This is a genomic window from Bradyrhizobium sp. RDI18, assembly GCF_043203335.1.
GTDB classification, from domain to species: Bacteria; Pseudomonadota; Alphaproteobacteria; order Rhizobiales; family Xanthobacteraceae; genus Bradyrhizobium; species Bradyrhizobium retamae.
On the sequence record NZ_JBICRN010000008.1, the window covers coordinates 3,098,469 to 3,111,933 of the forward strand.

Annotated in this window: 7 protein-coding genes and 1 pseudogene; all 8 read right to left on the minus strand. The window is 63.1% G+C overall.

Going from position 1 to position 13,465, the window contains the following annotated elements:
• Positions 1–120 precede the first annotated feature (120 nt).
• On the minus strand, positions 121–1,869 hold the full coding sequence (locus tag ACFXS9_RS24045; protein ID WP_392692698.1) for a methyl-accepting chemotaxis protein: 1,749 nt from the start codon (positions 1,867–1,869) through the stop codon (positions 121–123).
• A 261-nt stretch (positions 1,870–2,130) separates the two neighbouring features.
• On the minus strand, positions 2,131–3,099 hold the full coding sequence (locus ACFXS9_RS24050; RefSeq protein WP_392692701.1) for a helix-turn-helix domain-containing protein: 969 nt from the start codon (positions 3,097–3,099) through the stop codon (positions 2,131–2,133).
• 323 nt (positions 3,100–3,422) lie between these two features.
• Complete coding sequence (locus tag ACFXS9_RS24055; RefSeq protein ID WP_392692704.1) at positions 3,423–5,123, minus strand: methyl-accepting chemotaxis protein; 1,701 nt, start codon at positions 5,121–5,123, stop codon at positions 3,423–3,425.
• Positions 5,124–5,335: 212 nt separating this feature from the next.
• Positions 5,336–7,025: pseudogene (locus ACFXS9_RS24060) on the minus strand (methyl-accepting chemotaxis protein).
• Between the two features lie 219 nt (positions 7,026–7,244).
• Positions 7,245–9,272, minus strand: a complete 2,028-nt coding sequence (locus tag ACFXS9_RS24065; protein WP_392699981.1) for a methyl-accepting chemotaxis protein — start codon at positions 9,270–9,272, stop codon at positions 7,245–7,247.
• 250 nt (positions 9,273–9,522) lie between these two features.
• Positions 9,523–11,214 (minus strand): methyl-accepting chemotaxis protein, encoded by a 1,692-nt coding sequence (locus tag ACFXS9_RS24070; RefSeq protein ID WP_392692707.1) that lies wholly within the window; start codon positions 11,212–11,214, stop codon positions 9,523–9,525.
• A 179-nt stretch (positions 11,215–11,393) separates the two neighbouring features.
• Positions 11,394–12,671 (minus strand): 3-oxo-tetronate kinase, encoded by a 1,278-nt coding sequence (gene otnK, locus ACFXS9_RS24075; protein ID WP_392692710.1) that lies wholly within the window; start codon positions 12,669–12,671, stop codon positions 11,394–11,396.
• A complete protein-coding gene (gene otnI / locus ACFXS9_RS24080; protein WP_392692712.1) occupies positions 12,668–13,450 on the minus strand; it encodes a 2-oxo-tetronate isomerase in 783 nt (260 codons plus the stop codon). The genes otnK and otnI overlap by 4 nt, the downstream gene beginning before the upstream one ends.
• Between the last annotated feature and the right edge of the window lie 15 nt (positions 13,451–13,465).

Consider the following 13,465-nt stretch of genomic DNA (forward strand, 5'->3'; position numbering starts at 1 on the left):
TGCTCCGCAGGGCCGGGACCCATTGAGAACGTCTTGCGCTCTGGTGAGATCGGCCCCGGCTCTGCAGCGCATCACTCGCGTGCTGCGCTGCGTCCGGGGCACAAAAACGCGGCAGCCCCTTCACGCCGCCCGCACCGTATCCAGAAACTTGCCGACCTCGAGCTTGAGGCGGTTCGAGTCGGCAGAGAGCGACTGTGCCGCCGATAGCACCTGCGCGGAAGCCGACCCGGTCTCGCTCGCGCCGCGCTGCACGTCGGTGATGTTGGCGGAAACCTGCTGCGTCCCGTCGGCTGCCTGCTGCACGTTGCGGGAGATTTCCTGGGTCGCCGCGCCCTGCTCTTCCACCGCGGCGGCGATGGTCGAGGCGATCTCGGCCAACCGTTCGATGGTGCCGCTGATCCCCTTGATGGCGCCGACGGATTCGTGAGTCGCGCCCTGGATGCCTGATATCTGCTGGCTGATCTCGCCGGTGGCCTTGGCGGTCTGTTCGGCGAGCGCCTTCACTTCCGACGCCACCACCGCAAAGCCGCGGCCGGCTTCGCCCGCGCGCGCCGCCTCGATGGTCGCGTTGAGCGCCAGCAGGTTGGTCTGGCCTGCAATGGTGTTGATGAGTTCGACGACGTCGCCGATGCGCGCTGCCGCCTTCGACAATTCGCTGACGCGATCGTTGGTGACGCGCGCCTGGTCGACGGCTTCACCCGCCATCCGCGCCGATGCCTGCACCTGGCGGCTGATCTCGTTGACCGAAGACGACAGTTCCTCGGTCGCCGCTGCAACCGACTGCACGTTGGTGGTCGCCTCCTCGGAGGCAGCAGCCACTGTGGTCGTCACCTGCTGCGCGCGCTCGGCCGTCGCGGTCAGCGTTTTGGCCGAAGCTTCCAATTCGGTCGAAGCCGAGGATACGGTTTCGACGATCTCGCCGACCGCCGTCTCGAAGGAATCCGCAAGGCGGACCATTTCGGCCTTGCGCTGCTGGGCGGCGATCTGGTCCTGCCTGATCTTGGCTTCCGCCTCGTCGCGGGCCTTCTGCTCGGACACGACCTTGAATTTCTCAACCGCGCCGGCGACTGCGCCGAGCTCGTCCTTGCGGCCAAGTCCCGGCAGCACCACTCCGAAATTGCCGCCGGCGAGCTCGTCCATCGACACGCTCAGCGCGCGCATCGGACGGGCGATCGAGAAGTAGGAGAACATACTGGTTCCGATCAGCAACAGGATCGTGCAGAGACTGATTGTCATCGACATCTGTTCGGCCGCCGCCATTTCGCGGGCGGCCTGGGCCTTTTCCTTCTCTACGCTCTGCTTGGCGAACTCGGCGATCTGGTTGGCAAGCTGCTCGAGTTCGGCCGCGATCGGCAGCGTGGCCTCGCGCGCGATGCGGACTGCCTCCTCATTCAGCTTCGCGATCCGGGCCGCGGCGTCGGGAGCGCCCTCTGCCGAAATCGCTTCGCCCCGCACCTTCACGATCTGCTGGGCTTCCTTGACGTAATCAGAAGCCCTCGTCTTGAGCTTCTCGATGCGTGTGCGATTCTCGGCGGCGTGCGACAGCTTCAGCATCTCCTCGGTGAGGTGACTAGCCGATTTCAGCGTGGCGGCCAGATAGTCGTTGGCTCTTTGCAAATGCGCCGAATTGTTAGCGAGACGAATATCGCGAACGCCGATCTGCATACCGTTAATCGACGCCTTCGCATCCACCGCATCCCGTGCGACCGCCTGCTGCGCCGACACGCGAGCGTCGAGTTCGCGCATTGCCCCGTTTGCCCGCATTTGGTTCATCACCATCGCTGCAACGAGCAGAACGCCGAGGCCCGAGGCGATGCCGAGCTTGGCTCCGATGGACAGATTCAGGATAAGGCGGGAGATGCGCGACATGGGTAGCGTCCTTTGAAAGCAGCAGAGGTCAATGAGGTCGCGACGATACCGTCTGTCTCCCGCTTCGGCGGGATCACGGTGAAGAGGTGCCGGGCCAATTTGGGACGAGCCGGTTCGTTGCGAACGAAAGGCTCCTGCGGCGGCATAGCCACAGAGCGGCACCCATGACCGTCAGGCTTTCATACGATGGTTAACCAGCGTCTAAGGCGGCACGGTCCGGGAATTGGTAGTATTACGGAAGCGCGGCGCGCTTCATCGCCATCATGACGGCTCGCTCGTCTGCTTGCGCGCTGCCAACAGCGTCTGCTGCGGTGTTTCGCCAAACAACTCGCGATACAGCGCGGTGAACTCGCCCATGTGCCAGAAGCCGTTCACGAGCGCCACCGCCTTCACCGACTGTACCGAAGTTCCGCGCACCAGTTGTTGTCGTACATTCCACAGCCGCCGCAGCCGCATGTAGCGGTGCATGCTCATGCCGCGAATGGCAACCACGGCGTTATGCAGCGTCCGCACCGAGACCCCGAGTTGCCGCGCTATGTCGGCGCTGTACAACGTCTTGCCGGCGCTGTCGGCCACGAACTCGTCGAGCTTTCGGACCAGCGCCAGATAGTGGCTCAGACTGAGGCGCTTGGCTTCGGGTGTGGGCGATGCCGCAGCCATCGCCAGATCGACCGCCTGCAGTATCGATTCTTCAACGTGCTCGATCACGTTCGGCTGTGCAAAGCTATCGGGCGAATGCGAAGCGAGCGTCAGGACATCGCGAACCGTCACCCGGAGTGCCTCGCATCTATCCGGCAGCGTCGCGATCAATTGAGCGCTATCGGCATCGCCCGGCCAGCCGCGATCGTCGATCGAAGCAAAATTCACAAGCGCCACCAGATTGGCGCGCTGCTCCACGATCTCACACATCGCGGTACCCTTGACCACGAGCAAGTCCGGCGCGCGGGCTTCAACGCCGTTGATGATCAACGAAGCCGCATCGTCCATCGTGAAGCCGACGATCGCGCCGGTCGTGGAATACTGCATCTGCAGAATTCGAGGGAACGTCCGCTGCAGATGGACCGAACAGGACTTCAGCTTCAACGAGGCGAAGGCGGCGGCGAAGTCCTTGGCGTCGATCGGAATGCTCTTGGCATCGCCCAGCCCTTCGATGCTCCGGAAACGATCGACGTCCAGAGACCGGTTAATCTTTACGAATTCAGATTCAACTAGTTCGTCAAGCAACGACACGCAGCGGTCATCCGAGCCATCGGTAGCGATCCATGGGAGATCTTCTGGCACCAGACCTTTTGACATCAAATCGTCACGATGCCTTTGCGTCTTACCACTTTTTCCCGATTACGGAAGTTCGTTCGCCGCATTTGCTCCCAGTTTCGCTCAAGGCGATTGATCGGCACGTGCCGCAATCGCAATTTTGCGATCTACGGATGTCTCCCGTTCCTCTTGCAGCCGAAAGCGGGCTGCTTCCGGCAGTTCGCGTTTCCGATTCGAAGCGTCTGCGATCGCGAAGCCGGCATGAGGAGCCAGCTTCGGATCAAATGGTCAGTGCGAGATCAGGCCGCCCGCACGGAGTCGAGGAACCGGCCGACCTCGAGCTTGAGGCGGTTCGAGTCGCCTGACAGCGATTGCGCCGCCGCAAGCACCTGCGAAGACGCCGATCCGGTTTCGCTGGCGCCCCGCTGCACGTCGGTAATGTTGGAGGACACCTGCTGGGTGCCCATGGCCGCCTGCTGCACGTTGCGGGAGATTTCCTGCGTCGCGGCGCCTTGCTCTTCCACGGCCGCCGCAATCGTCGACGAAATCTCCGACAGCTTCTCGATGGTGCCGCTGATCGCCTGGATCGCGTTCACGGATTCCTGGGTAGCGGCCTGGATGCCGGTGATCTGCTGGCCGATTTCGCCGGTGGCTTTTGCGGTCTGCTCGGCCAGTGCCTTTACCTCGGAGGCCACGACCGCGAAGCCGCGGCCGGCCTCGCCGGCGCGCGCCGCCTCGATGGTGGCGTTGAGCGCAAGCAGGTTGGTTTGGCCGGCGATGGTGTTGATCAGTTCGACGACGTCGCCGATGCGGGTTGCCGCCTTCGACAATTCGCTGACGCGGTCATTGGTCGTGCGCGCCTGCTCCACGGCGTCGTTGGCCATCCGTGCCGATTCCTGCACCTGGCGGCTGATCTCGGTGACGGATGACGCCATCTCTTCGGTGGCCGACGCCACCGACTGCACGTTGGTCGAGGCTTCCTCGGAGGCCGAGGCGACCGTTGTCGCAAGTACCTGGGCGCGTTCCGCGGTCGACGTGAGCGTACCCGCAGACACCTCGAGTTGGCTGGATGCCGACGACACGGCTTCGACGATCCGGCCGACTGCTGCCTCGAAATCATCGGCCATCTTGCTCATATCCGCCTTGCGGCTCGCCACGGCGCGGGTCTCGGCCGCGTGCTGCTCGGCCTCCAGCGACTGACGGGCGACGGCATTGCTCTTGAACACTTCGACGGCCTTGGCCATCTCGCCAACCTCGTCGCCGCGCCCGATGCCGGGCACCTCGACGGCAAGGTTGCCGCTGGCGAGATCGTTCATCGCAACCGTCATCCGCTGCAGCGGACCGGTGACGCTACGCGCCACGAAGATCGACACCACGAGCGTAAATAGCAGGATTGCGCCGGCAACGATCAGCGAGCGCTGGGTCGAGGTCCAGGTCTGCGCCGTCAGGTCGTCGATGTAGACACCGGTGCCGACGACCCAGTTCCACGGGGCGAAGCCGACCACGTAGGACAATTTCGGCTGAGGCTTGTCGAAGCCGGGCTTCGGCCATTCATAGGGAACAAAGCCGGAGCCGTTCTTTCTGACGGTATTGACGAAGTCGACGAACAACAGCTTGCCGTTGGGGTCCTTGTAGGTCGAAAGATCGTTGCCATTCATCTCCGACCTGATCGGATGCATCACCATTTTCGGATGCATGTCGTTGATCCAGTAATAGTCGTTGTTGCCGTACCTGAGCGTCGCGATCCGCGCCATCGCCCGCTTCTGGGCATCGGCGTCGGAAACGCCGCCCTTCTGCGCCGCGGCATGCTCTTCCTTGATGATGCCGAGTGCGAGATCGCCGAGGTGGCGCAGCTCGATCTGCTTCTGCTGGTTCAAGCCCGATGCCAGTTCGCGCGAATCGAGAAAGGCGATGCCGAGGAACCCGGCAAAGCTCAGGCAGATGAGGGCATAGATTTTTCGGCCAACCGTCAGCTTGGCCCGGCCTATCATTCCAAACATGCTTGATCTCCCGCGCGACGACGGTGGTCGTCAGCCCCACTGCGCGGAATCGTATATGTCAGGCGCTTTCTACCCGTTAATTTTGCACTCAGTAGATATACGGGGTCTGTTAACCAGAACCGCGGCCAGCGCGTCCCGCCGGTTCCGAACGGCAGAAGGCCCGCCCCTGGTTGAGGGGCGGGCCTTCTGGGTCTCTGCGGTGTGTCGGCTGCTTACGCCGCCCGCACCGAATTCAGGAACTTGCCGACTTCGAGCTTGAGGCGGTTGGAGTCCGACGACAGCGACTGGGCCGAAGAGAGTACCTGCGTCGAGGCCGATCCGGTCTCGCCGGCCCCGCGCTGCACGTCGGTGATGTTGGCGGAGACCTGCTGGGTGCCGCGGGCCGCCTGTTGCACGTTGCGGGAGATTTCCTGCGTTGCTGCGCCCTGCTCTTCCACGGCGGCGGCAATGGTCGAAGCAACCTCGGCCAACCTTTCGATGGTGCTGCTGATCTCCTTGATCGCGCCTACCGACTCCTGGGTGGCGCCCTGAATGCCTGATATCTGCTGGCCGATCTCGCCGGTCGCCTTCGCGGTTTGTTCGGCGAGCGCCTTCACCTCGGAGGCCACGACCGCAAAGCCGCGGCCGGCTTCACCCGCACGGGCCGCCTCGATGGTGGCGTTGAGCGCTAGTAGGTTGGTCTGGCCTGCGATGGTATTGATGAGCTCGACGACGTCGCCGATGCGGGCGGCCGCCTTCGACAATTCGCTGACGCGATCATTGGTAATCCGTGCCTGGTCGACGGCCTCGCCGGCCATCCGTGCCGATTCCTGCACTTGGCGGCTGATCTCGTTGACCGAGGAGGACAACTCTTCGGTCGCCGACGAGACGGACTGCACGTTGGTCGAAGCTTCCTCGGAAGCAGCCGCCACCGCGGTCGCCAGCTTCTGCGAACGCTCCGCCGTCAGGGTCAGGGTCTTCGCCGAAGCTTCAAGCTCAGTCGAAGCCGAAGATACCGTTTCGACGATCTCGCCGACCGCTGCCTCGAAACCGTCAGCCAGCTTCATCATATCGGCCTTGCGCCGTTCGGCGGCCTGCCTTTCCGTAACCTGCTGCTCGCCCTTCAGCCGCTCGACCTCAAGCCCGTTCGCCTTGAACACTTCCACGCTGCGGGCCATTTCGCCAATCTCGTCCCGACGGTTCCTGCCCGGGACGTCAGCCGAGAAATCGTTGCGCGCCAGGATTTCCATAACAGCCTTCAATCGGACGATCGGCTGCGACATCCCCTTGATGCCCAGCCACATCGCAGCAAGCAGGCCGAGCAAGAGACCAACGCCCGCCGAAATCAGCACCACCCGGATCGACGAGTCAGCCTCGGCGGTCATGGCGTCCGATACCTTCTGGGAGTGAGCCAGGAGATCATCAACCATCGTTGTTTGCGCGAGGATCGCAGCCTCCACCAGCGGCACGCACTGCGCTTTCAGCCTTCATATTTTCTTCGGGCGTCGAGGTCGTTGCCGCGTATTCGATCGCGGGATCGCAGACCACGAAGGCCTTTTCAAAGCTCGCAAGTACCGGATTGATGGCCGCAGCCTTTTCGGGCAAGTGCTTCACCACTTCGGCCATTCTGGTCTGATAGGTCTTCTTGCTGTCTTTGGTCTGGGCGAGATATTTGGCGTTTCCTTCGTCGGTCGTTTCAACCGCCAATTGGAACGCTCCGGAAATATAGGCTTCAGCAAAGCGGCTCGCACGGGTTGCCAGCGTGGTGTACTTGTCCACGCGCGTGACGATGTCGGTGTTGGCGTCGTTCATCGCCCGCAAGCGGCTTGTCGCGAACAACGTCTCTCCAATCATCACGACGCCGAGAAGCACCACAATCAGACCGACCTTGACGACGATCTTGAGATTATCGAGCCATGACATTTTCACGCTCCAACAAGTTTGGTGATGATCGGCTGCGTGCTGACGACCGAGCGTCGCAGCCGGTGCTATCTGCAAGAAATAATTCGAAAGACTTACGATGTTTTAACTTTATGTATTCGTAGGAATACGGAGAACCGCAGATTCCATCTCGAATCTCGAACGGCAAAAAGCCCGCTCCTTATTCAGGAGCGGGCTATCTGGCTACGGTCTGTCGGCTGCTTACGCCGCCCGCACCGAATTCAGGAACTTGCCGACTTCGAGCTTGAGGCGGTTGGAGTCCGACGACAGCGACTGGGCCGAAGAGAGCACCTGCGTCGAGGCCGATCCGGTCTCGCCGGCCCCGCGCTGCACGTCGGTGATGTTGGCGGAGACCTGCTGGGTGCCGCGGGCCGCCTGTTGCACGTTGCGGGAGATTTCCTGCGTTGCTGCGCCCTGCTCTTCCACCGCGGCCGCAATGGTCGAGGATATTTCCGACAGCTTCTCGATCGTGGAGCTGATGGCCTGGATCGCACCGACGGACTCCTCCGTCGCGGCCTGAATGCCTGATATCTGCTGGCCGATCTCGCCGGTCGCCTTCGAGGTTTGTTCCGCCAGCGCCTTCACCTCAGATGCCACGACGGCGAAGCCGCGGCCGGCGTCGCCGGCACGGGCGGCCTCGATGGTGGCGTTGAGCGCCAGCAAATTGGTCTGTTCGGCGATGGTGTTGATGAGTTCGACCACCGCGCCGATGCGGGCCGCCGCCTTCGACAATTCGCTGACCCGATCATTGGTGGTGCGGGCCTGATCGACGGCCTCATTGGCCATCCGCGCCGATTCCTGAACCTGGCGGCCGATCTCGGTGATCGACGACGCCATCTCCTCGGTGGAAGAGGCCACCGACTGGACGTTGGTGGAGGCTTCCTCGGAAGCCGCCGCAACCATCGTGGTCAATTCCTGGGCACGTTCGGCAGTCGTCGTCAGCGTGCCGGCGGCGGCTTCGAGTTGGGTCGACGCCGACGACACGGTCTCGACGATATTGCCGACCGCACCTTCGAAATCGTCGGCGAGCTTGATCATCTCGGCCTTGCGCCGCTGCGCCGCGATCAGATCCTGCTGAACCTTGGCTTCGGCTTCCTCGCGCGCCTTGTGCTCCGCATTCTCGCGAATGACGGTCACCGTCTTGGCGAGATCGCCGATTTCGTCGCCACGGTCGGCGCCGGGAATCTCGACGTCGAGATTGCCGCCGGCCATCTCGCCCAGCGCACCGTTCAGCCGCGTCATCGGACGCGCGACCCCGAGGAAGGAGAATGCCACCGAGGCGATCAGCGACGCGACGACGATGATCGCCATGATCAGGTTGATGCGGTTGGCGCGCTCGGTATCGGCCATCACCGCGTCCTTGGATAGCTTCGCATCCTTTTGCGCGCCATCGACCGTCTCCTCCATCAGGCCTGCGACTTCCGCGGCGGCCTTGACGGTGCGGTTCATGATGATGTCGTTCTTGACCTGCTCGGTCTTTACCGCTTCCTCATTGGCGGCCAGGAAACGCTTGACGGTCGAGGAAAGGTTGCTGACCACGACCAGCAATTCCCGGTCATCGGCCTCGCCGCGCAACTTGTTGAACACATCCTTCAGCGAGGCCTCGGTCTTGGCCATCTCCGAGACCAGGTTGGCATCGCCGGTTGCGCCGAGCTTCCAGGCGGCAGCCCGCAACGCGTTCACCTTTCCATCGGCCTGAAATAGCAAACGCTCGATCTCGAGGCGGTTGTCCAACTTCGCCATGGCCGGCAACTTCAACTGGGCGTCGACCGCCTTGGTCCATTCTTCCGAGATGACCGAGCGCTTGTCGATCTGCGCCAGCAGCGTGATCTGCGCCTTGGCGAGATCTTCCACAGCGGCCGTAAAGCCATCCATCAACGTCTTGATCTTCTGCAGCCGTTCCCTGGCATCCGGCCGCTGCGCCATCGCCAGCGCGGCCTCCAACTCCTTCGCTCCGCTCGCCTTGTAGCGCTGCAAATCGGCAACGGTCTTCTCGACTTCGGCGGAAGTCCTCGCCAGCCTGACATTGCCGGCGGCAAGCTGAATCTTGCGCAGGTCGATATGGGCGGAGAGCGAGTTGTCGGCCACCTGCTGCGACCGGGCGGCGCGCTCGCTGGCTTCCTCGATCCTCGATTCGGTGACCATCTGGTTGGCCACCATGCCGATCGCCAGCAGGACGCCGACCGCCCCGGCCAAGCCCAGTTTGTATCCGATACGGTTGAGCTTGATCATGTCGACGACCCCAATTTCTTCTGAATCAGTTTTTCCGGATGTGGAATTTACGACGCAAAGGAACCGGCAACCTTTGCGGGCGAATCCCGGAAGATACGGCGCAGCGTAGCGAGGACCGGTTAATTTCCGCTTGCGTGAAACTACGGGTATCCAGCCGGGTTGTAGACACTCCATCCTCGCGCCTGACGCGAAAAGGCCCGGCGCGCTTTCTGCGAGCCGGGCCCTTCGTCAACGGGTCGGCCGGTTGTCAGGCTGCCCGGACCGACTCCAGAAACTTGCCGACCTCGAGCCTGAGGCGCTGGCTATCGCCCGACAGCGACTGCGCCGCCGACAGCACCTGCGAGGAGGCCGCACCGGTCTCGCTGGCGCCGCGCTGCACGTCGGTGATGTTGGTGGAGACCTGATGGGTGCCGCGGGCGGCCTGCTGCACATTGCGGGAGATTTCCTGGGTCGCGGCGCCCTGCTCTTCTACGGCGGCCGCAATCGCCGAGGAGATCTCCGCCAGCCTTTCGATGGTGCCGCTGATTTCCTTGATCGCGCTTACAGAATCCTGGGTCGCGCCCTGGATGCCGGCAATTTGCTGGCTGATCTCGCCGGTGGCTTTTGCCGTCTGTTCGGCCAGCGCCTTGACCTCCGACGCCACAACCGCAAAGCCGCGGCCGGCCTCACCGGCGCGCGCCGCCTCGATGGTGGCGTTGAGCGCCAGCAAGTTGGTCTGGCCGGCGATGGTGTTGATGAGTTCGACGACGTCGCCGATCCGGCCCGCCGCCTTGGACAATTCGCTGACCCGGTCGTTGGTGACGCGGGCCTGACCGACTGCGTCGGTCGCCATCCGCGCCGAAGCCTGCACCTGGCGGCCGATCTCGGTGACCGAGGAAGAAAGCTCTTCGGTCGCCGAGGCCACCGACTGCACGTTTGCAGAGGCTTCGCCGGAAGCCGAGGCCACGGCCGAGGTCAGCGTCTGCGAGCGCTCGGCGGTCGCCGACAGGGTGCCGGCCGACGCTTCGAGCTGCGTCGAAGCCGAGGATACCGTCTGCACGATCTCGCCGATCAGGCTTTCGAAGTTGCGGGTGATGCCGTCGACCCGTCGGCCGCGCTCGATCTTGGCTTCGGCATCGGCGGCGGCAGCCTCGTCGGCGGCTTTCTTGGCAATCAGCGCTTCCTTGAATACCTGCAAGGTATCGGCCATCGCGCCGATTTCGGTCTTCTCGCCCTGATGCGGCACCTCCGCACTCAGATCGCCCTTACCCAGCGCCTGCATCGGCGTGACGATGGAGGCAATGCCGCGCGAGACGTCGCGAACCAGATAGGCGCTGATGCCGACGCCGATGATGACGGCGGCGCCGAGAATTGAGGCCAGCATCATGAGAGCGGCGGTGTAACTGTCGGCCGCCTCCCTTGCCGCCTTGTCCGCGCCGGCATTGTTCAGGTCGATGCTCTTCTTCAGGACGGCGTCGGCATCGAGGCTGATCTTGTTGACGGTCGTGGTATTCAGGTCGTGGGCCTCGGTCGGGATATTCCCAGCCGCCTTGCGCGACAGTTCCATGACCTCCTGCGTGCCGTTCCGGTATTTGTCCCACAGCCTCGACCATTCGGCATACAGCGCACGTTCCTCCGCCGAGGTAATCAGCGGTTCGTACGCCGCGCGGATCTTGGTGTTGCTTTCGATGACGGTGGCGAGCGTCTTTTCCATCGCCAGCTTCTCTTCCAACGTCTCGGACAGCATGTGCTCGCGGATCACGTTGCGGTAGGTGATGGTGCCGGCGCGCAGGTCGCCCAGCACGCGGATACTTGGCATCCAGTTGGTCACGATATCGACCGTGTTGGCGTTGATGGCGCGCATGTTCTTCACCGCGAGCAGCCCCATGCCCGCCATCGCGACGAGAAGGAAGGCGACCACAGTGATGATCTTGGTGCGGATCGAATAGCGGGCGAGCATGGGTAGAATCTCTTGGTTTTGGGCGCGCGGGACGCCGTCTGGGAAAAGGCCCGGAATTTGGAAAGGAAGGATGCTTGGCGGATATCAAACCCGACGCTTCCTCAGGTTGAGTTAATTCGCGTCCGTACAAATACCTACGCGACAGTTCTCACCAGGAAATGAATGTCGGCTTGAGGCGATCAGCGCATCAGCTTCAACGCATCGGAGAAAAATTCCGGCCCGCCGAAATTCCCTGATTTCAGCGCAAGCAGCATCTCGCCGTCCTCGGCGCCGACCGCGCGCAAAACCGGCACGCCCGCAGCGATTTCTTCGCCGACGAGAAAGCCCGGAATCCTCAGCCGATCGACGACGGCGCCCGAAGTTTCACCACCGGCGACCACCAATCGCCGCACGCCTGATCGCACCAGGCCTTCGGCGATATCGGCCATCGCCTGCTCGATGGCATGTCCGGCTGCATCGCGGCCATGCCGAGATTGCAGAGCTGCCACCTGGTCCGGAGTCGAGCTGCTGGCGATCAGGATTGGACCATCGCCGATCCGGTCGCTCGCCCACGCCAGCGCCCGGCGCGCCTCTGCCGGTCCCGCGATGATCTGCTCGGGATCGAGATGCAGCACAGCCATGGTCTTTTCGGCATTGGCAATCTGCGCCAACGTCGCCTGCGAACAGCTCCCCGCAAGACACGCCGCCGGTCCCCCGACCGGCGCGCCGGAGACCGCGCCCGCGGAAGCCGCTTTGACCTTGCCGGAGGTGACCAGTGCCCGGGCAAGGCCAAGTCCGATGCCGGATGCGCCGACGGACAGGCGGTGATTCAGCGCGACGTCGCCGATGGTTTCCAGATCGCGGTCAAAGACCGCATCGATGATGGCCGCGCCGATACCCTTTCCCGCCAGCTCCGCAAGACGTCCGTGAACCGCCTCCGCGCCGCGCGTGAGGGTAGCGAGATCGACCAGCCCGACCTGGGTCCGGCTCTGGCGCGCCAGTACCCGCACCAGATTGGAATCACGCATCGGGTTGAGCGGATGATCCTTCAGCGGGCTTTCGTTCAGCGGCACGGAGCCGACGAACAGGTTGCCCTGATAGACGGTGCGGCCGGTTTCCGGAAAAGCCGGCGTCACCAGCACGATCGCCTCGCCGCAGTCGGCGCGCAGCGCATCCATCACCGGGCCGATATTGCCGGCGTCGGTGGAATCGAAGGTCGAGCAGATCTTGAACAGCACGTGACCGGCGCCGCGGCCGCGCAGCCATTTTTCGGCGGCGCGCGAACGCTCGACCGCGACGCCGGCCTCGATCGAGCGGCTCTTGAGCGACACCACCACCGCATCGACTTCAGGCAGCGCCAGATCGTCCGGCGGCACGCCGATGGTCTGCACCGTGCGCAGCCCCTGACGCGTCAGCGTATTGGCGAGGTCGGAGGCGCCGGTATAGTCGTCGGCGATACAGCCAAGGGACAGTTTCACGGCTTTGCTCCGGCATAGGGCTTGAACCAGCCAAGGCCATCGGTGGTCTTGCCGCGCGGGTTGTATTCGCAGCCGACGAAGCCGCCATAGCCGAGCCGATCGAGCTCGGTGAACAGGAACGGATAGTTCAGCTCTTCGCCGTCGGGCTCGTTGCGCGAGGGAATGCTGGCGATCTGGACATGGCCGATGATGGGCATCACCTCGCGCAGCCGCATGGTGACGTCGCCGTGAATGATCTGGCAGTGATAGATGTCGAACTGCAGCTTCAGGTTCGCAATCTTCAGCTCGGTAATCAGGTCGCGTGCGAAGCCAAAATCATTGAGAAAATAGCCGGGCACGTTGCGCGGATTGATCGGCTCGATCACGACGTCCAGCCCATGGGGCGCGTAGAACTCGGCTGCCCATGCCACCGACTTGTAGAATTGTTCGACGGCCTTGGCGCTGCTGCGATCGGCGATACCCGCCATCAGATGCAGCCGCTTGACGCCGGTCGCCTTCGCGTAAGGCAACGCCGTCTCCAGGCTTCGCTTGAGATCGTCAAAGCGCTCCGGCAGCGCGGCAAAGCCCTTTTCGCCGGCGTCCCAATTACCCGGCGGCAGATTGAACAGTGCCTGCGTCAGGCCATTCTTTTTAAGCCGTTCGCCAACAGACTCGGCCGGATGGTCATAGGGAAACAGAAATTCAACCGCGGTGAAGCCCGCGCTTGCCGCCGCATCGAAACGGTCGAGGAACGGGACCTCGGTGAACATCATGGAGAGATTGGCGGCGAAACGCGGCATCTACGGTCCCCTTCT